The organism is Streptomyces sp. bgisy100 (assembly GCF_057709105.1).
Window position 1 is genome coordinate 53,746 of record NZ_JBYITE010000010.1, and the last position, 18,780, is coordinate 72,525.

Consider the following 18,780-nt stretch of genomic DNA (forward strand, 5'->3'; position numbering starts at 1 on the left):
ACGGGGCGTGTCAGTCTCCTGACGGGGAGCGTCACTCACCCGTCGTGCCGGCCTTCACATAGGCCTCGTAGCCCTCGTTCTCCAGCTTGTCCGCGAGCTCCGGGCCGCCGGACTCGGCGATCCGGCCGTTCGCGAAGACGTGGACGCGGTCGGGCTTGATGTAGCGCAGGATGCGCGTGTAGTGGGTGATCAGCATGGTGCCGACCTCGCCGCCCTCGCGGACCCGGTTGACGCCCTCGGAGACGATGCGCAGCGCGTCGACGTCCAAGCCGGAGTCGGTCTCGTCGAGGATCGCGATCCGCGGCTTGAGCAGCTCCAGCTGGAGGATCTCGTGGCGCTTCTTCTCACCGCCGGAGAAGCCCTCGTTCACGTTCCGCTCGGCGAAGGACGGGTCGATGTTGAGGCGCTCCATGGCCTCCTTGACCTCCTTCACCCAGGTGCGCAGCTTGGGGGCCTCGCCCCGGACCGCAGTCGCGGAGGTGCGGAGGAAGTTGGAGACGGAGACGCCGGGCACCTCGACGGGGTACTGCATCGCGAGGAAGACGCCGGCGCGGGCGCGCTCGTCGACGGACATCGCCAGGACGTCCTCCCCGTCCAGGGTCACGGTGCCGCTGGTGATCGTGTACTTGGGGTGACCCGCCAGGGAGTACGCCAGGGTGGACTTGCCGGAGCCGTTCGGGCCCATGATGGCGTGGGTCTCGCCCTGCTTCACGGTCAGGTCGACGCCGCGCAGGATCTCGCGGGGCCCGTTCTCGGCCTCGACGGAGACGTGCAGGTCGTGGATCTCAAGCGTTGCCATGGGTGTCTCAGGACTCCTGGGTGACGGAGACGAGCACGTCGTCCCCTTCGATCTTTACGGGGTATACGGGCACGGGGCGCGTCGCGGGGAGACCGGACGGCTTGCCGGTGCGCAGGTCGAAGCTCGAACCGTGCAGCCAGCACTCGATCTGGCAGTCCTCCACCTCGCCCTCGGACAGCGAGACGTTCGCGTGCGAGCAGATGTCGTTGATCGCGAACACCTCGCCCTCGGCGCGGACGACGGCGACCGGGGTGCCGTCGAGCTCCACCCGCTTGGGCGTGTCCTCCTCGAGGTCACCCAGCGCGCAGACGCGTACGAAGGACTCGCTCATGCCACGGACGCTTCCAGCTCGGCGTCGATCTTGGCGATCAGCCGCTCCTCGACGTCCGGCAGACCGATCTGCTGAACCAGCTCGGCGAAGAAGCCGCGGACGACCAGCCGGCGGGCCTCGTCGGCCGGGATGCCGCGGGCCATCAGGTAGAAGAGCTGCTCGTCGTCGAAGCGGCCGGTCGCCGAGGCGTGGCCGGCGCCGACGATCTCGCCGGTCTCGATCTCCAGGTTGGGGACCGAGTCGACGCGGGCACCGTCGGTGAGCACCAGGTTGCGGTTGAGCTCGTAGGTGTCGGTGCCCTCGGCGGCGGCCCGGATGAGGACGTCGCCGATCCACACCGCGTGGGCGTCCTGGCCCTGCAGCGCGCCCTTGTAGGTGGCGTTGCTGCGGCAGTGCGGGGTGTTGTGGTCGACGAAGAGCCGGTGCTCCTGGTGCTGACCGTTGTCGGTGAAGTACAGGCCCAGCAGCTCGGCCTCGCCGCCGGTGCCCGCGTAGTTCACCCGCGGGTGGAGGCGGACGACGTCGCCGCCGAAGGTCACCACGATCGACTTGAACGAGGCGTCCCGGCCCACGAGCGCGTTGTGCTGCGCGGTGTGGACGGCGGTGTCTTCCCAGTCCTGCACGGAGACGACGGTGAGCTTGGCACCGTCCCCGAGCAGGTAGTCGACGTTGGCGGCCAGCACCGCGTCGCCGGTGTGGTCGATCACGACGACCGCCTCGGCGAAGGCGCCGAGCTCGATCACCTGGTGGCCGAAGGCGGTGCCGCCCTCGCCGTGCACGGCGATCCGGATCGGCTCGGTCAGCACGGCGTCCTTGGGCACCGAGACGACCGAGGCCTTCTCGAAGGAGGAGTAGGCCTGGGCCGCGACGCGGTCCACCGGGACACCGGCCCTGCCGACCCGGGCGTCGTCCCGGCCGACGGTCTCGACGCTCACCCCGTCGGGCGCGCTGACCTCGACCTTGACGCCGCCGCCGTTCGCCACGGCGGTGCCGTCGTGCAGGCCCTTGAGCCGCTCGAGGGGAGTGAACCGCCACTCCTCCTCACGGCCGTGCGGGACCGGGAAGTCCGCCACGTCGTAGGACGGCGGCGCACTCATCCGGGTGGCGACGGTGGACTCCGCGGCCACCGCGATGGACCCGGTGGTGGTGGCACCCGCCGGAATGTTCTGAGCCTCAGCCATGGCTGTCGTCGTGCTCTCTCTCTGCCTGATTGGGTTCGCTCGCCTCCGGTCGGTCCCACCGGATCCCGGGGTTCGGCGGTCCGTGCCGCGCACGGTCCTCCTCGCCCCGGGAAGCGGCGCGTCCTTCGGTCCGCTCACGCTTCACGGGTCGGCCCCGCGCAGCGGGGCCCGGGTACGGACGGCCGGACGTCAGCCGACCGCGCCCTCCATCTGCAGCTCGATCAGCCGGTTGAGCTCGAGCGCGTACTCCATGGGGAGCTCGCGGGCGATCGGCTCGACGAAGCCGCGCACGATCATCGCCATCGCCTCGACCTCGGTCAGACCGCGGCTCATCAGGTAGAAGAGCTGGTCGTCACTGACCTTGGACACGGTCGCCTCGTGGCCCATGGACACGTCGTCCTCGCGGACGTCCACGTACGGGTAGGTGTCCGAGCGCGAGACCGTGTCGACGAGCAGGGCGTCGCAGAGCACGTTGGACTTGGAGCCCTCGGCGCCCTCGCCGATCTCGATCAGACCGCGGTAGGAGGTCCGGCCGCCGGCCCGGGCCACCGACTTCGAGACGATGTTGGAGGAGGTGTGCGGCGCCATGTGCACCATCTTGGCGCCGGCGTCCTGGTGCTGGCCCTCGCCCGCGAAGGCGATGGACAGGGTCTCGCCCTTGGCGTGCTCGCCCATCAGGTAGACGGCCGGGTACTTCATGGTGACCTTGGAGCCGATGTTGCCGTCGACCCACTCCATGGTCGCGCCCTCGTACGCCACGGCACGCTTGGTGACCAGGTTGTAGACGTTGTTCGACCAGTTCTGGATGGTCGTGTAGCGGCAGCGGGCGCCCTTCTTCACGACGATCTCGACGACCGCGGAGTGCAGCGAGTCCGACTGGTAGATCGGCGCGGTGCAGCCCTCGACGTAGTGGACGTAGGCGTCCTCGTCGACGATGATCAGCGTCCGCTCGAACTGGCCCATGTTCTCGGTGTTGATCCGGAAGTAGGCCTGGAGCGGGATCTCCACGTGCACGCCCTTCGGCACGTAGATGAAGGAGCCGCCGGACCACACCGCCGAGTTCAGCGAGGCGAACTTGTTGTCACCGACCGGGATGACGGTGCCGAAGTACTCCTTGAAGAGCTCCGGGTGCTCCTTCAGCGCCGTGTCGGTGTCCAGGAAGATGACGCCCTGCTCCTCCAGGTCCTCACGGATCTGGTGGTAGACGACCTCGGACTCGTACTGGGCGGCGACACCGGCGACGAGGCGCTGCTTCTCGGCCTCCGGGATGCCCAGCTTGTCGTAGGTGTTCTTGATGTCCTCGGGCAGGTCCTCCCAGGAAGCGGCCTGCTTCTCGGTGGAGCGCACGAAGTACTTGATGTTGTCGAAGTCGATGCCCGACAGGTCGGAGCCCCAGGTCGGCATGGGCTTCTTGCCGAACAGCTTGAGGCCCTTGAGGCGCAGCTTCAGCATCCAGTCCGGCTCGGACTTCTTCGCGGAGATGTCGCGGACGACCTCCTCCGACAGACCACGCTTCGCGGAAGCGCCGGCCACGTCGGAGTCGGCCCAGCCGTACTCGTACTTACCCAGGCCCTCCAGCTCGGGGTGGGCAGTCTCCGTGGGGAGCGTCATGCGGGGTTCCTCCCGGACGTGCTTGCAGATGCTGTGGACGTGTTCGCGGTGCGCGGTGTGCTGCGGTTCTTCGGAACGAAGGTCGTGCACACCCCGTCGCCATGAGCGATCGTGGCCAGTCGCTGGACATGTGTACCGAGCAGGCGGGAGAAGACCTCGGTCTCCGCCTCGCACAGCTGCGGGAACTGCTCGGCGACATGGGCGACCGGGCAGTGGTGCTGGCAGAGCTGCTCGCCGACCGGTGCGCTGCGCGCCGTAGCAGCGTACCCGTCGGCGGTCAACGCCCTGGCCAGGGCCTCGGTCCGGTGTTCGGGGTCGGCGCCTTCCACGGCCTCGCGGTAGGCGACGGCCTGGGCGGCGAGGCGGGCGCGGGCGAACGCGGCGACCGCGGCGTCGCCCAGCTCTCCGCCACCGGCGGTCTGCGCGATCCAGCGCAGGGCGTCGGCGGCGAGGCCGTCGTACGCCTGGTCGAAGGCGTCCCGCCCGCAGTCGGTGAGGGCGAAGGCCTTGGCGGGGCGGCCGCGGCCGCGCGAGCCGTAGACCCGCTGCTCGCGGGGCTCGACGACATTGTCGGCGACCAGCGAGTCGAGGTGGCGGCGGACCGCGGCCTGGGTCAGCCGGAGCCGCTGAGCGAGCTCGGCCGCCGTGGACGGGCCGTGGTCGAGGATCGACCGGGCGACGCGGTTGCGGGTGCTGCGCTGGCCGTCGTCGTCGAAGGATGCGGTGTGAGCAGGCGTGACGGACCCGGCGGTCTCCTGGACCGCCGCAGCCTTCGCAGCCTCACTCGCGTATTTCACAACGTCATTGTTGCGTAATTCTCGGCGCGGCGACAACCCACGATCCGGCCGCATCCGGGTGGGCTCAATCACTTAGGGTTACCTAATGCGCCGGTGACCAGGGCGGAGACGGGCCCGGTGGGCGGACCGTGGGCACAGGCTTCTTTGCGGACCTGGCAGTCGGGCCCCGGGCCGCGGTTCGTAGACTCTCCGGCATGCGAAGCGAGCCCTCCCCCAGCCGAATTCCCCGGCCCACGCCGGCCGAGGCACCCGGGGAGGTCCCCGCCGTCGAGGTCCGCGGGCTGGTGAAGCGGTACGGGACGAAGACCGCGGTGGACGGCCTCGACCTGACCGTCCGGCCCGGCACCGTCACCGCGGTCCTCGGCCCCAACGGCGCCGGGAAGACCACCACCGTCGAGAGCTGCGAGGGCTACCGCCGCCCCGACGCCGGCACGGTGCGGGTCCTCGGCCTCGACCCGGTCGCGGACGCCGCGGCGCTGCGTCCCCGCATCGGGGTGATGCTCCAGTCCGGCGGCGTCTACCCGGGGGCCCGCGCGGAGGAGATGCTGCGCCACACCGCCCGGCTGCACGCCCATCCGCTCGCCGTGGACCCGCTGATCGAACGCCTGGGGCTGGGCGGCTGCGGCCGCACCGCCTACCGGCGGCTCTCGGGCGGCCAGCAGCAGCGCCTCGCCCTCGCCATGGCCGTCGTCGGCCGACCGGAGCTCGTCTTCCTCGACGAGCCGACCGCCGGACTCGACCCGCAGGCCCGGCGGGCCACCTGGGAGCTGGTCCGCGAGCTGCGGGCCGACGGCGTCACGGTGGTCCTGACCACGCACTTCATGGACGAGGCCGAGCAGCTCTCGGACGATGTCGCGATCATCGACGGCGGCCGGGTCGCCGCCCAGGGCAGCCCCGAGGAGCTGTGCCGGGGCGGCGCGGAGAACACCCTCCGGTTCACCGGCCGGCCCGGGCTGGATCTCGCCGCACTGCTCAAGGCCCTCCCGGCCGACACCGCCGCCGCCGAGCTGACGCCCGGCACGTACCGCGTCACCGGCAGGATCGACCCGCAGCTGCTGGCCACCGTCACCTCCTGGTGCGCCCAGCACGGCGTGATGCCCGACCGGATCTCGGTCGAGCGCCACACCCTGGAGGACGTCTTCCTGGAACTGACCGGCAAGGAGCTGCGCGTATGAACCACGGCCGCACCGGCACCCGCCGGGGGTCCGGGGGTTGCTCCCCGGGCGGACACAGCCTGGAGCCGACCGGCAAGGAGCCGCGCGTATGACCGCCACCGGCACGTTCACCCCGCGGCCCGGCGCCGCGCCGCTCGGCCGGATGATCGCCGCGCAGACGGCGCTGGAGACCCGGATGCTGCTGCGCAACGGCGAGCAGCTGCTGCTGACCGTGGTGATCCCGACCCTGCTGCTCACCCTGTTCAGCGCGGTCGACATCGTCGACACCGGGTCCGGCGAGCGGGTCGACTTCCTGGCCCCGGGCGTCCTGGCGCTCGCGGTGATGTCCACCGCCTTCACCGGGCAGGCCATCGCCACGGGCTTCGAACGCCGCTACGGCGTGCTGAAGCGGCTCGGCGCGTCCCCGTTGCCGCGCTGGGCACTGATGACCGCGAAGACCGGTTCGGTACTGGTCACCGAGACACTGCAGATCGCGCTGCTGACCGCCGTCGCGTTCGCGCTGGGCTGGTCGCCGCACGGCAGTCCGGTCTCCGTCCTGTTGCTGCTCCTGCTGGGAACGGCGGCCTTCTCCGGCCTCGGTCTGCTCATGGCGGGCACGCTGAAGGCCGAGGCGACCCTGGCGGCGGCGAACCTCGTCTTCATCCTGCTGCTCGTCGCGGGCGGGGTGATCGTGCCGCTGAGCAAGTTCCCGGAGGCGGCGCAGAGCGCGCTCCAGCTGCTGCCGATCTCCGCGCTCTCGGACGGCCTGCGGGACGTGCTCCAGCACGGCGCCGGGGTGCCCTGGGGCGATCTCGGGATTCTCGCGGTCTGGGGCGTGCTGGGGCTCGGCGCCGCGGCCCGCTACTTCCGCTGGGAGTGAGCCCGCGCCGGAGCGGCCCGGATCGGAGCGGCCCGCACCGCCCGGTCGTCGGCGGCTCCGCGGACCGAGGCGGCCACCACCCTGCGTCAGGGCGACCGCACGCCCGCTTCTCCGCCGGCCACGGTGCCCGTCCGGCGGGCGGCTGGGGAGGGAACCCGCCGCCGGGCATCCCGCGCCGCCCCGGATCCCGTACCGAAGCTCCGGACGGGACCCCTCGTGAAAACGTGCACAAGCCCCCGCCTACGATGACTCCGTGCCGAATTCGTTGAATCCTCTCGAGCAGATCGCCCGCCGCTGGCAGCCCTCAGCGCGCCTGGTGGAGCGGGCCGCGCTGGCCACCGTGGTGATGGCCGTCGTCATCGTCGTCACCGGCGGCGCGGTGCGGCTGACCCAGTCCGGGCTGGGCTGCCCGACCTGGCCGACCTGCACCAAGGACAGCCTGACGCCCACCCATGAGATGGGCATCAACGGCATCATCGAGTTCGGCAACCGCATGCTGACCTATGTGCTCTGCGTCTTCATCGGCTTCGCGATCATCGCCGCGCGGGCCCGGGCGCCCCGTCGGCGCTCCCTGACCCGGCTGGGCTGGGCGCAGTTCTGGCTGGTGATGGTGAACGGCGTGGTCGGCGGGATCACCGTGCTGACCGGCCTCAACCCGTACATCGTGGCCTCCCACTTCCTGGCCGCCTCCGCGCTGCTCACGGTCGCCGTCGTGATGTGGCTGCGGGCGCGCGAGGGCGACGCGCCGGCCCGTCCGCTGGCGCCGCGGCCGGTGACCGTCCTCTCCTGGCTGACCGTCGGGGTGGCGGCGGCGCTGATCGTCGTCGGTACGGTCGTCACCGGCTCCGGGCCGCACGCGGGCGACGCGAAGCGGGTGCACCGCATCCCGCTGAACTGGGAGCAGGTCACCCAGCTCCATGTCGATCTGGTCTTCCTGCTGCTGGGCCTGACGGTCGCGCTGCTGTTCACCCTGCGCGCGGTGGACGCCGCCGCGCCGGTGCGCCGCCGGGCGCTGGAGCTGCTGATCGTGCTGCTGGCCCAGGGCGGCGTCGGCTTCGTGCAGTACTTCACGCATCTGCCCGAGCTGATCGTCGGCATCCACATGCTCGGCTCGTGCCTGGTGTGGATCGCCGTCCTGCGGGTGCCGCTCGCGCTGCGGGAGCGGCCGTGGACCGAGGAGGAGGCCGGCGTACCGGGCCCGGCCACCGAGGACGCGGCGGTCCCGGCCGGGGTCTGAACCGCCGCCCCGCGGTCCGGGCAAACCGCCCCGTGGTCTGAACCGGCAGCCCCGCGGTCCGGGCAAGCCGCCCCGTGGCGGGCGATCCACTTCCCGGGGCCCTCACCGCCCGCTCTGTATGCAGCTGCCCCCTGTCACCGCCGAGGTGACAGGGGGCAGGTCGTTCTCCGGGCGCATGGAGCTCCGGGCCCATGGGGCGGGTGGCCGGGCCCGAGGCCGCGACGCCGGCACCGGTCGGCGCGCGGTCCCGGTGCGGCGTTCGATCCTGGTGCGGCGCTCGATCCCGTTGCGGAACGCGCTCCCGCTGGAGAACCCGCTCCCCATGGGGGCCGGCTCTTGGTGGGGCGCGCGACAGGAGCCGTCGGGCACCCGTCACCCGTCCCGTCGGCCGGGGTCAGCCGTTGCGGGGGCCGCCGAGCTGGAGGCCCGCCATCCGGCTCCACTCGTACGGGCCGGTGCGGACCTTCGCCGCGAAGTCGCCGTCGAAGGACTCGTGCAGGGTGATGCCCGCGCGCTCGGCCGCCTGCTGCGCGACGGCGTGGGTGGGGGCAACCAGGTCGCCCCACGTGCCGTCCTCGGCGACGAGCACGATGCGGGTGCCCTTCTGGCCGAGGTAGGCGAGCTGGCCCTCGACGCTTCCGCCGTGGCCCTTGGCGAAGGCCTTGATCTGCTTCGCGAGTCGTGCCGCGCGGCGCTCCCCCCGTGCGTCGGGGGTGCTGTCGTCGGCCTGCTTGGTGTCTGCCATGAAATAGATGCTACCGACGGGTAGATCACCTGGCGACGTCCCGTGCGGGTGGCCTTGACCACGCGCCCGGATCACCCGGCCGAGTGAGGGCGCGCGCCCTGCCGGGAGACGGCGGGAAAGACCGCGGCGCCCCGGCCAACGACGAGGCCGGGGCGCGGAAAGCAGGGGCGCGGAGCGGGCTCAGCGCAGGAACGGGTCCACGGCGATGGCCACGAACAGCAGGGACACATAGGTGATGGACCAGTGGAAGAGGCGCATCTCCTTGAGCTTCGCGCCCGTCACGCCCGCCTTGGCGCGCGCCTGGAGGCCGTGCGCCTCCTTGAGCCACCAGCCGCCTGCCACGGCCGCCACGAGCGGGTAGAACCAGCCGACGTACCCCAGCGGCCACAGGGTCAGCGAGACGGCGACCATGACCCAGCTGTAGAGCACGATCTGGCGGGCGACCACGGTGTTGGCGGCGATCACCGGGAGCATCGGGACGCCCGCACGCGCGTAGTCGTCCTTCACCTTCATCGACAGCGGCCAGTAGTGCGGCGGCGTCCAGAAGAAGATGACGAGGAAGAGGACGACCGCGGCCCAGGAGACCGAGTTCGTCACGGCCGACCAGCCGATGAAGACCGGCATGCAGCCGGCGATGCCGCCCCAGACGATGTTCTGCGCGGTCCGGCGCTTGAGGAGCATCGTGTAGACGACGACGTAGAACAGCAGTGCGGCGAGTGACAGCGCCGCGGACAGCCAGTTGACCAGGACGCCGAACCACACGGTGGAGATCACGGCGAGCGAGAGGCCGAACACCAGGCACTCACGGGGCGACACCATGCCGGTGACCAGCGGACGCTGCGACGTGCGGTCCATCAGCGCGTCGATGTCCCGGTCGATGTACATGTTGAGGGCGTTCGCACCGCCGGCGGAGAGGTACCCGCCGACGCAGGTGGCGAGCACCAGCCACAGGTCGGGCACGCCCTGCTCGGCGAGGAACATCACCGGAACGGTGGTGATCAGCAGCAGCTCGATGATCCGTGGCTTCGTCAGCGCCACGAAACCCATGACCCTGGCCCCGAGCGGCCGGTGGCCGGGGCTCTGCTCGCGCTCCCCCACAGTCCTTCGGACGTGGCCCGCAGGACGGGATTCGACGGCCGTCACGCACACCCCTGTATAGCGGCTCCAGCGGCTCCGGCCGCGGGGCACAGACCAGCAAGCACCGGTCAGTGAGGCCGGTTATGACTTGCGCGTACCACGCCACTCTAGACGTAGGGGGTACGTCGCCCGTCCCGGGGGTGGGTCGTGTCCGCTCCGGGCCGTCCGGGCCCGCTCCGGGCTCCCACGGCCGGGCCGTTCGCCGCCCCGCACGGCGCGCCACGTTCCCGACAGGCGGTGCGGAGCCCGGCCCGGCAGTCTGTAACAGTGACCGCCCGGCTGAGTCGGGGCAGCCGCTCGGCACGTATCCGGTAGCGCCGGGCCGCCGGTCCGCGGGCGACGACCAGTCGAAATATGGCGCGTCCCCGCGAGGATAGGCTTGGCAACGCCCGGTGCAGAACGTCACCGGCTTCGACATGTGGAGAGGAGCCCTGACTCAGGGTGAGCACCAAGCCGACCACCACAGACCTCGAGTGGACCGAACTGGACCAGCGGGCTGTCGATACCGTCCGCGTCCTGGCCATGGACGCCGTGCAGAAGGTCGGTAACGGCCACCCGGGCACGGCCATGAGCCTGGCTCCCGCCGCGTACCTGCTCTTCCAGAAGCTGATGCGGCACGACCCGGCGGACGCCGAGTGGACGGGCCGCGACCGCTTCGTCCTCTCCCCCGGCCACACCAGCCTGACGCTCTACATCCAGCTCTTCATGGCCGGGTACGGCCTGGAGCTGGACGACCTGAAGGCGTTCCGCACCTGGGACAGCCGCACCCCGGGCCACCCGGAGTACGGTCACACCACCGGCGTCGAGACCACCACCGGCCCGCTGGGCCAGGGCATCGCCAACGCGGTGGGCATGGCCATGGCCGCCCGCTACGAGCGCGGCCTCTTCGACCCGGACGCCGCCCCGCAGGCCTCTCCGTTCGACCACACCATCTGGACGATCGTCTCCGACGGCGACCTGGAGGAGGGCGTCTCCGCGGAGGCGAGCTCGCTGGCGGGCCACCAGAAGCTGGGCAACATCGTCGCGCTCTACGACGACAATCACATCTCGATCGAGGGCGACACCGCGACCGCCCTCTCCGAGGACGTGCTGCGGCGCTACGAGGCGTACGGCTGGCACGTGCAGCGCATCGAGCAGGCCGCCAACGGCGACTTCGACGTCCAGGAGCTGTACCGGGCGCTCAGGGCGGCGCAGGCCGAGACCGAGCGCCCCTCGATCATCGCGGCCCGCACGATCATCGCCTGGCCGGCCCCGAACGCGCAGAACACCGAGGCCTCCCACGGCTCGGCGCTGGGCGCCGCGGAGGTCGCCGCGACCAAGGAGGTGCTCGGCTTCGACCCGGAGCGCGACTTCCAGGTCGACGACGCCGTCTTCGCCCACGTCCGGCAGGCGCAGGACCGCGGCCGTGAGGCGCGTGCCGCCTGGGACAAGAGGTTCCAGGAGTGGCGCACCGCCAACGCGCAGCGCGCCGCCGACTTCGACCGCATCGCGTCGGGCGAGCTGCCCGAGGGCTGGGAGCAGAAGCTGCCGGTCTTCGAGGCCGGCAAGGACGTCGCCACCCGCAAGGCCTCGGGCGAGGTCCTCAAGGCGCTGGGCGGCGTGCTCCCCGAGCTGTGGGGCGGCTCCGCCGACCTCGCCGGGTCGAACAACACCACGATCGACGCGTCGTCCTCGTTCCTGCCCGCGGACAACCCGCTGCCCGAGGCGAGCCCGTACGGCCGCACGGTCCACTTCGGCATCCGCGAGCACGCCATGGGTTCGGCCATGAACGGCATCGCGCTGCACGGCAACACCCGCATCTACGGCGGCACCTTCCTGGTGTTCTCCGACTACATGCGCCCGGCGGTGCGGCTGGCCGCGCTGATGCGGCTGCCGGTCACCTACGTCTGGACGCACGACTCGATCGGCCTCGGCGAGGACGGCCCGACCCACCAGCCGGTCGAGCACCTGGCCGCGCTGCGCGCCATCCCGGGCCTGAACATGGTCCGGCCCGCGGACGCCAACGAGACCTCGATCGCCTGGCGCGAGATCACGCGGCGGCACACGGCGAAGCCGGCCCCGCACGGCCTGGCCCTCACCCGGCAGAACGTGCCGACGTACGAGGCCGACGAGGACGCCGCGAAGGGCGGTTACGTCCTGTTCGAGGCCGAGGGCGGACAGCCGCAGGTCATCCTGATCGGCACCGGTTCCGAGGTGCAGCTGGCGGTCGAGGCGCGGGAGCGGCTGCAGGCCGACGGGGTTCCCACCCGGGTCGTCTCGATGCCGTCCGTCGAGTGGTTCGAGGAGCAGGACCGCGGGTACCGCGAGAGCGTGCTCCCGCCGTCCGTGACGGCCCGGGTCGCGGTGGAGGCCGGCATCGGCCTCACCTGGCACCGGTACGTCGGCGAGGCCGGCCGGATCGTCTCGCTGGAGCACTTCGGTGCGAGCGCCGACTACAAGGTGCTGTTCCGCGAGTTCGGCATCACCGCCGACGCCGTCGAGACCGCCGCGCGGGAATCTCTCGCCGCCGCCGGTCGCTGACGCCCCCAGACGACTAGTAGGAGATGCAACTCTCATGGCAGACGCACTCAAGCGCCTCTCCGACGAAGGCGTGGCGATCTGGCTGGACGACCTGTCCCGCCGGCGCATCACGTCCGGCAACCTCGCCGAGCTGATCGACCAGCAGCACGTGGTGGGGGTCACCACCAACCCGTCGATCTTCCAGAAGGCGATCTCCGGCGGCGACGGCTACGAGCAGCAGCTCGCCGACCTCGCCGCCCGCCGGGTGACCGTCGAGGAGGCCGTCCGCATGATCACGACGGCGGACGTCCGGGACGCCGCCGACGTGCTGCGCCCGGTCTTCGACGCGACCGACGGCCGGGACGGCCGGGTCTCCATCGAGGTGGACCCGCGCCTGGCGCACAACACCCGGGCCACGGTCGCCGAGGCCAAGCAGCTCGCCTGGCTGGTCGACCGCCCGAACACCTTCATCAAGATCCCGGCCACCCGGGCGGGGCTCCCGGCGATCACCGAGGTCATCGGCAAGGGCATCAGCGTCAACGTCACGCTGATCTTCTCGCTGGAGCGCTACCGCGCGGTCATGGACGCCTACCTCTCCGGTCTGGAGAAGGCCAAGGCGGCCGGCCTGGACCTGTCGGAGATCGAGTCGGTGGCGTCGTTCTTCGTGTCCCGGGTGGACACCGAGATCGACAAGCGGCTGGATGCCCTGGGCACCCCCGAGGCCAAGGCGCTGCGCGGCAAGGCCGCCCTCGCCAACGCCCGGCTCGCGTACCAGGCGTACGAGGAGGTCTTCGGCTCGGACCGCTGGGCGGCCCTGGAGAAGGCCGGCGCCAACCGGCAGCGCCCGCTCTGGGCCTCCACCGGCGTCAAGGACCCCGCGTACAAGGACACCCTGTACGTCGACGAGCTGGTCGCCCCGGGCACGGTGAACACCATGCCGGAGGCCACCCTCGAGGCGTCCGCCGAGCACGGCGAGATCCGTGGCGACACGGTGCGCGGCGGCTACGAGCAGGCCCGCGCCGACCTCGACGCGCTGGCGGGCGTCGGCATCTCCTACGACGAGGTCGTGCAGCTCCTCGAGGACGAGGGCGTCGACAAGTTCGAGGTGTCCTGGAACGACCTGCTCAAGTCCACCGAGGCGGAGCTGAAGCGCCTCGCCCCTCCGGAGGCGTGAGTTGACCTCTTCGTCCGCAGGCGGCGTCAATCCGCTGCGTGACCCTCGGGACCGACGGCTGCCGCGCATCGCGGGGCCGTCGGGCCTGGTCATCTTCGGCGTCACGGGCGACCTGTCCCGCAAGAAGCTGATGCCGGCCGTCTACGACCTGGCCAACCGGGGGCTGCTGCCGCCGGGCTTCTCGCTGGTCGGGTTCGCCCGCCGCGACTGGGCGCACGAGGACTTCGCGCAGGTCGTGCACGACGCGGTGAAGGAGCACGCGCGGACGCCGTTCCGCGAGGAGGTCTGGCAGCAGCTGGCCGAGGGCTTCCGTTTCGTACCCGGCGAATTCTCCGACGACGAAGCGTTCGCCACGCTGAAGACGACCATAGAGGACCTGGACAAGGCACGCGGTACCGGCGGCAACTTCGCCTTCTACCTGTCGGTCCCGCCGAAGTTCTTCCCCACCGTGGTCGAGCAGCTGAAGAAGCACGGGCTGTCGGAGGGTGCGGGTGACTCGTGGCGGCGCGCCGTCATCGAGAAGCCGTTCGGGCACGACCTGCACAGTGCGCAGGAGCTCAACAACATCGTCCACCAGGTGTTCCGGCCGTCCGACGTCTTCCGGATCGACCACTACCTGGGCAAGGAGACGGTCCAGAACATCATGGCGCTGCGCTTCGCCAACACGATGTTCGAGCCGCTCTGGAACCGCAGCTACGTGGACCATGTGCAGATCACGATGGCGGAGGACATCGGGATCGGCGGCCGGGCCGGCTATTACGACGGCATCGGCGCCGCCCGCGACGTCATCCAGAACCACCTGCTGCAACTGCTCGCGCTGACCGCGATGGAGGAGCCCTCCTCCTTCGACGCCAAGGCGCTGGTGACCGAGAAGCTGAAGGTCCTGCGCGGCGTCAAGCTGCCCCGGGAGCTGGGCAAGCACACCGTGCGCGGCCAGTACGCCCGCGGCTGGCAGGGCGGTGTGGAGGTGCCCGGCTACCTCGAGGAGGACGGCATTCCGCCGGACTCGCGCACCGACACCTATGCCGCGATCAAGCTGGAGATCGACAACCGCCGCTGGGCGGGCGTCCCCTTCTACCTGCGCACCGGCAAGCGGCTCGGACGGCGGGTCACCGAGATCGCGGTGGTCTTCCAGCGCGCCCCGCACTCCCCGTTCGACACCACCGACACCCAGGAGCTGGGCCAGAACGCCCTGGTCATCCGGGTGCAGCCGGACGAGGGCGTGACCATCCGGTTCGGGTCGAAGGTGCCCGGCACCCAGATGGAGATCCGGGACGTGACGATGGACTTCGCGTACGGCGAGTCCTTCACCGAGTCCAGCCCCGAGGCGTACGAGCGGCTGCTGCTCGACGTGCTGCTGGGCGACGCCAACCTCTTCCCCCGCCACCAGGAGGTGGAGGAGTCCTGGCGCATCCTCGACCCGATCGAGGCGCACTGGGACAAGCACGGGAAGCCCGAGCAGTACACCTCGGGCACCTGGGGACCGAAGGCCGCGGACGAGATGCTCGCACGAGACGGACGGAGCTGGCGCCGGCCATGAGGACCGAACTCACCGACACCACGTCCAGCCAGATCAACAACGCGCTGGTCACGGCCCGCCGGGCGACCGGCACCCCGGCCGTCGGCATGGTGCTCACCCTGGTGATCGTCACCGACGAGGGCAACCACTACGACGCGCTGCGGGCGGCGAGCACGGCCTCCAAGGAGCACCCGTCCCGGATCCTGGTGGTCATCAAGCGCCCGGGGCGCTCGCCCCGGGACCGCAAGATGGCCCGGCTGGACGCCGAGGTCCGGGTCGGCGGCGAGACCGGCATCGGGGAGACCGTGCTGCTGCGGCTGCACGGTGAACTCGCCAACCACGCCCACTCCGTGGTCCTGCCGCTGCTGCTGCCGGACGCCCCGGTGGTCGTGTGGTGGCCGGAGGACGGTCCGGAGGACCCTGGCGGGGACCCGATCGGGCAGCTCGCGGCGCGCCGGGTCACCGACGCCGCGGCCACCGAGGACCCGGTCGCGACGCTCGAGCAGCGCGCCAAGGCGTACGCCCCCGGCGACACCGACCTGGCGTGGACCCGGATCACCGGCTGGCGCAGTGTGCTCGCGGCCGCGCTGGACCAGCGGCACTCGGCGATCAAGTCCGCCGTGGTCGAGGGCGAGGCGTACAACCCGAGCAGTGAACTGCTCGCGCTGTGGCTCGCCGACCGGCTCGGCGTTCCGGTGGACCGCAAGATCTCCGACGGGCCCGGGCTGACCGCGGTGCGCCTGGAGACGGCCGACGGCACGATCTGCCTGGACCGGGCCAACGGTTCGCTGGCCGAGCTGGCCATGCCCGGTCAGCCGGACCGGCATGTGGCGCTGAAGCGGCGGGAGGTCAGCGAGCTGATCGCTGAGGAGCTGCGCCGGCTCGACCCGGACGAGAGCTATGCGGCCACCGTCAAGTTCGGGGCGACCAAGCAGGGCAAGAGTGTCATCGCCGCCGGTCAGACCGGTGCCGCTCCCGCCGGGCCCGGATCGGACGACGGTACCGGGGCGCACGCGGAGCAGAAGGCGCCGGCCGCCCCGGCGAAGCGGACCGCGGCGAGGAAGGCCGGCAAGTGAACGCTCCGCAGATCGTCGTCCACCGGGACAAGGAGCTGATGGCGCAGGCCGCGGCGGCCCGGCTGCTCACCCGGATCGTGGACGCCCAGGCCGCCCGCGGCTCGGCGTCGGTGGTGCTCACCGGCGGGCGCAACGGCAACGGCCTGCTGGCCGCGCTCGCCGCGTCCCCGGCCCGGGACGCGGTGGACTGGTCGCGGCTGGACCTGTGGTGGGGCGACGAGCGCTTCCTGCCCGCGGGGCACCCGGACCGGAACGACACCCAGGCCCGGGAGGCGCTGCTGGACGCGGTGCCGGTGGCTCCGGAGCGGGTGCACTCGATGCCCGCCTCGGACGGCCCGCACGGCGACCACGTGGAGGCGGCGGCGGAGGCGTACGCGGCCGAACTCGCGGGCGCGGCGCGGCCGGAGAACCACGCGTCGGTGCCGTCGTTCGACGTGCTGCTGCTGGGGGTCGGCCCGGACACCCATGTGGCGTCGCTCTTCCCGGAGATGCCGGGCGTCCGGGAGACCGAGCGCACGGTCGTCGGGGTGCGGGGCGCGCCCAAGCCGCCGCCGACCCGGATCTCGCTGACGCTGCCCGCCATCCGCGCGGCGCGTGAGGTGTGGCTGCTCGCCGCCGGTGAGGACAAGGCGAGGGCCGCGGCCATCGCCTTGTCGGGCGCCGGTGAGGTACAGGCTCCCGCCGCGGGGGCGCGCGGACGGAGCCGCACCTTGTGGCTGCTCGACGCGGCCGCGGCGGCGAACCTGCCGCGCGGGCTGTATCCGCCGGCCTCACCCTGACGGTCCTGCATCCGGGCCCCGGTGCCGTGTTCTCGACACGGCACCGGGGCCCTGCCCTTTCCGGATCCGGACTGTCCTGCTCCGGTTGTGTTGCGGCAGCGTTGCAGCACTGTGAAGCCCCGTGAATCCCGAGGTCACGGGGCTTTTTCGACCCACGGACCCTGGACACTGGCGTTCCCCGTACGACAGGCTGTGCGACCACTGCCCGCCGTAACCCTGGGGTGCCGATGACTCTGCCCGCCCGTTCGATACGCCGCCGCTCCGTCCTGTTGCCGATGGCCGCCTGCAGCGCTCTGCTCCTGACCGGATGCGGCTCCGGGGGCTCCGGCGGCACCACGGTGAAGGGGGTGCATCTGGCCAAGGCCGGGCAGCTGACGACCTGTACCCACCTGCCGTACCCGCCGTTCCAGTTCGAGAAGGGCGGCAAGGTCGTCGGCTTCGATGTGGCCATGATCGACCTGGTCGCCGAGGAACTCGGCGTGAAGCAGGTCGTGGTGGACAAGTCGTTCGAGACCATCAAGACCGGCGCCGATCTCAACGCGAACACCTGCGATGTCGCCGCCGCGGGCATGACGATCACGGACGAGCGGAAGCAGAACCTCGACTTCTCCGCCCCCTACTTCGACGCCACGCAGGCGCTGCTGGCCCGCAAGGGTCTCGAGGTGAACTCGCTGAAGGACGTGAAGGCGAAGAAGCTGAAGCTGGGGTCGCAGTCCTCGACGACCGGAGAGGACTTCGCCCGCAAGGCGGGGGTCGACTCGCGGTCCTTCGAGTCCTCCGACGCCGAGCTGAACGGGCTGCGCACCGGCCAGGTCGATGTGATCGTCCAGGACTTCCCGGTGGTGCAGAGCTGGCTGAAGGACTCCCGTACCGCGGCGAAGTTCGAGCTCGTGGGCAATCTGGACACCGGTGAGCAGTACGGCTTCGCGGTGAAGAAGGGCGGCAATCCGCAGCTGAAGAAGAAGATCGACGCCGCGATCGCGAAGGCACGGAAGGACGGCACGTACCGGAAGCTCCACGAGAAGTGGATCGGCCCGCTGCCGGAGGACGCCCGGTGAGCACCGCCCTGACACCTCGCCGCAGGCAGCGGCTGGCCCGCGGCGCGCAGTACGCGGTGTTCGCCGTCGCGGTGCTGCTGCTCGCGGCGTTCGCGGACTGGGAGCGGCTGCGGGAGCAGTTCCTCGATGTGTCCGTGGCGCAGCAGCTGTTCCCCGATCTGATCACGGTCGCGCTGTTCAACACCATCGTCTACACCCTCTCCGGCTTCGCCGTGGGGCTGGTGCTGGGGCTGGTCGTCGCGCTGATGCGGCTGTCCTCGGTGGGCCCGTACCGCTGGCTGGCGATGGCGTACATCGAGTTCTTCCGCGGGCTGCCCGCCCTGTTGATCTTCATCTTCGTCGGGGTCGGGGTGCCGTTGGCCTTCCCCGGTCTGGTCTTCCCCGGCGGCACCTACGGGCAGGTGGCGTGCGCCCTGGGGCTGGTGTCGGCCGCGTACATGGCGGAGACCATCCGGGCCGGGATCCAGGCCGTGCCGCGCGGCCAGCTCGAAGCTGCGCGGACGCTCGGCATGTCGCATGCGACGGCGATGCGGTCGATCGTGATCCCGCAGGCGTTCCGCATCATCGTGCCGCCGCTGACCAATGAGCTGGTGCTGCTCTTCAAGGACTCCTCGCTGGTGCTGTTCCTCGGGGTCACCCTGGAGCAGCGCGAACTCACCAAGTTCGGGCGGGACCTGGCCAGCCAGGAGGCCAACACCACCCCCATCTTCGTCGCGGGGCTGTGCTACCTGCTCGTGACGATCCCCCTCGGCCTGCTGGTGCGGCGGCTGGAGTCCCGGCATGCGAAGGCGCGGTGAGAACGG

At 71.3% G+C, this 18,780-nt stretch carries 17 protein-coding genes; 10 read left to right on the forward strand and 7 right to left on the reverse strand.

Features of this window, described 5'->3' with window-relative positions:
* Positions 1–31 precede the first annotated feature (31 nt).
* From sufC to AC3EQ1_RS09495, 5 genes are all read right to left on the reverse strand, one after another.
* The gene (gene sufC / locus AC3EQ1_RS09475) at positions 32–799 is read right to left on the reverse strand and encodes a Fe-S cluster assembly ATPase SufC (protein ID WP_432093858.1); all 768 of its coding nucleotides are present in this window, start codon (positions 797–799) and stop codon (positions 32–34) included.
* A gap of 7 nt (positions 800–806) precedes the next feature.
* Positions 807–1,130, reverse strand: a complete 324-nt coding sequence (locus AC3EQ1_RS09480; protein ID WP_432093859.1) for a bifunctional 3-phenylpropionate/cinnamic acid dioxygenase ferredoxin subunit — start codon at positions 1,128–1,130, stop codon at positions 807–809.
* Positions 1,127–2,311: a Fe-S cluster assembly protein SufD gene (gene sufD / locus AC3EQ1_RS09485; protein ID WP_432093860.1), complete on the reverse strand. Its 1,185-nt coding sequence runs from the start codon at positions 2,309–2,311 to the stop codon at positions 1,127–1,129. Before sufD ends, AC3EQ1_RS09480 begins: the two co-directional genes overlap by 4 nt.
* Positions 2,312–2,500: 189 nt before the next feature.
* Complete coding sequence (gene sufB, locus AC3EQ1_RS09490) at positions 2,501–3,922, reverse strand: Fe-S cluster assembly protein SufB (protein WP_432093861.1); 1,422 nt, start codon at positions 3,920–3,922, stop codon at positions 2,501–2,503.
* Positions 3,919–4,719: a helix-turn-helix transcriptional regulator gene (locus AC3EQ1_RS09495; protein WP_432093862.1), complete on the reverse strand. Its 801-nt coding sequence runs from the start codon at positions 4,717–4,719 to the stop codon at positions 3,919–3,921. Before AC3EQ1_RS09495 ends, sufB begins: the two co-directional genes overlap by 4 nt.
* A gap of 194 nt (positions 4,720–4,913) precedes the next feature.
* On the opposite strand from AC3EQ1_RS09495, the gene AC3EQ1_RS09500 reads away from it, so the two are divergent.
* The 3 genes from AC3EQ1_RS09500 (at position 4,914) to AC3EQ1_RS09510 (ending at position 7,990) form a co-directional block, all read left to right on the forward strand.
* Positions 4,914–5,894: an ABC transporter ATP-binding protein gene (locus tag AC3EQ1_RS09500; RefSeq protein WP_432093863.1), complete on the forward strand. Its 981-nt coding sequence runs from the start codon at positions 4,914–4,916 to the stop codon at positions 5,892–5,894.
* 88 nt (positions 5,895–5,982) lie between these two features.
* Positions 5,983–6,753 (forward strand): ABC transporter permease, encoded by a 771-nt coding sequence (locus AC3EQ1_RS09505; RefSeq protein WP_432093864.1) that lies wholly within the window; start codon positions 5,983–5,985, stop codon positions 6,751–6,753.
* A 253-nt stretch (positions 6,754–7,006) separates the two neighbouring features.
* Positions 7,007–7,990, forward strand: a complete 984-nt coding sequence (locus AC3EQ1_RS09510; RefSeq protein WP_432093865.1) for a COX15/CtaA family protein — start codon at positions 7,007–7,009, stop codon at positions 7,988–7,990.
* Between the two features lie 394 nt (positions 7,991–8,384).
* Here the strand turns inward: AC3EQ1_RS09510 and AC3EQ1_RS09515 are convergent, their stop codons facing one another.
* Complete coding sequence (locus AC3EQ1_RS09515; RefSeq protein WP_432093866.1) at positions 8,385–8,735, reverse strand: hypothetical protein; 351 nt, start codon at positions 8,733–8,735, stop codon at positions 8,385–8,387.
* A gap of 180 nt (positions 8,736–8,915) precedes the next feature.
* Entirely contained in the window at positions 8,916–9,878 is a 963-nt protein-coding gene (locus AC3EQ1_RS09520; protein WP_432093867.1) for a heme o synthase, read from the reverse strand.
* A 435-nt stretch (positions 9,879–10,313) separates the two neighbouring features.
* Between AC3EQ1_RS09520 and tkt the strand changes: the two genes are divergently transcribed.
* The 7 genes from tkt to AC3EQ1_RS09555 all read left to right on the forward strand — a co-directional run bounded on the left by tkt (position 10,314) and on the right by AC3EQ1_RS09555 (position 18,774).
* Entirely contained in the window at positions 10,314–12,392 is a 2,079-nt protein-coding gene (gene tkt / locus AC3EQ1_RS09525) for a transketolase (RefSeq protein ID WP_432093868.1), read from the forward strand.
* A gap of 34 nt (positions 12,393–12,426) precedes the next feature.
* Positions 12,427–13,545: a transaldolase gene (tal, locus tag AC3EQ1_RS09530; RefSeq protein WP_351507276.1), complete on the forward strand. Its 1,119-nt coding sequence runs from the start codon at positions 12,427–12,429 to the stop codon at positions 13,543–13,545.
* A gap of 1 nt (position 13,546) precedes the next feature.
* Positions 13,547–15,085, forward strand: a complete 1,539-nt coding sequence (gene zwf, locus AC3EQ1_RS09535; protein WP_432093869.1) for a glucose-6-phosphate dehydrogenase — start codon at positions 13,547–13,549, stop codon at positions 15,083–15,085.
* A complete protein-coding gene (gene opcA, locus AC3EQ1_RS09540; protein ID WP_432093870.1) occupies positions 15,082–16,140 on the forward strand; it encodes a glucose-6-phosphate dehydrogenase assembly protein OpcA in 1,059 nt (352 codons plus the stop codon). Before zwf ends, opcA begins: the two co-directional genes overlap by 4 nt.
* Positions 16,137–16,919 carry a 6-phosphogluconolactonase gene (pgl, locus tag AC3EQ1_RS09545; protein WP_432093871.1) on the forward strand — a complete coding sequence of 261 codons (783 nt, stop codon included), beginning with the start codon at positions 16,137–16,139 and terminating at the stop codon, positions 16,917–16,919. The genes opcA and pgl overlap by 4 nt, the downstream gene beginning before the upstream one ends.
* Positions 16,920–17,146: 227 nt before the next feature.
* Positions 17,147–17,977, forward strand: a complete 831-nt coding sequence (locus AC3EQ1_RS09550) for an ABC transporter substrate-binding protein (protein WP_432093872.1) — start codon at positions 17,147–17,149, stop codon at positions 17,975–17,977.
* Positions 17,974–18,774, forward strand: a complete 801-nt coding sequence (locus tag AC3EQ1_RS09555) for an amino acid ABC transporter permease (RefSeq protein WP_432093873.1) — start codon at positions 17,974–17,976, stop codon at positions 18,772–18,774. Before AC3EQ1_RS09550 ends, AC3EQ1_RS09555 begins: the two co-directional genes overlap by 4 nt.
* The last annotated feature ends 6 nt before the right edge of the window (positions 18,775–18,780 follow it).

Bases quoted from the DNA above. Each gene is read 5' to 3' on its own strand.
- sufC (WP_432093858.1), bottom strand. From the start codon at position 799: ATGGCAACGCTTGAGATCCACGACCTGCACGTCTCCGTCGAGGCCGAG.
- AC3EQ1_RS09480 (WP_432093859.1), bottom strand. From the start codon at position 1,130: ATGAGCGAGTCCTTCGTACGCGTCTGCGCGCTGGGTGACCTCGAGGAG.
- sufD (WP_432093860.1), bottom strand. From the start codon at position 2,311: ATGGCTGAGGCTCAGAACATTCCGGCGGGTGCCACCACCACCGGGTCC.
- sufB (WP_432093861.1), bottom strand. From the start codon at position 3,922: ATGACGCTCCCCACGGAGACTGCCCACCCCGAGCTGGAGGGCCTGGGT.
- AC3EQ1_RS09500 (WP_432093863.1), top strand. From the start codon at position 4,914: ATGCGAAGCGAGCCCTCCCCCAGCCGAATTCCCCGGCCCACGCCGGCC.
- AC3EQ1_RS09505 (WP_432093864.1), top strand. From the start codon at position 5,983: ATGACCGCCACCGGCACGTTCACCCCGCGGCCCGGCGCCGCGCCGCTC.
- AC3EQ1_RS09515 (WP_432093866.1), bottom strand. From the start codon at position 8,735: ATGGCAGACACCAAGCAGGCCGACGACAGCACCCCCGACGCACGGGGG.
- tal (WP_351507276.1), top strand. From the start codon at position 12,427: ATGGCAGACGCACTCAAGCGCCTCTCCGACGAAGGCGTGGCGATCTGG.
- opcA (WP_432093870.1), top strand. From the start codon at position 15,082: ATGAGGACCGAACTCACCGACACCACGTCCAGCCAGATCAACAACGCG.
- AC3EQ1_RS09550 (WP_432093872.1), top strand. From the start codon at position 17,147: ATGACTCTGCCCGCCCGTTCGATACGCCGCCGCTCCGTCCTGTTGCCG.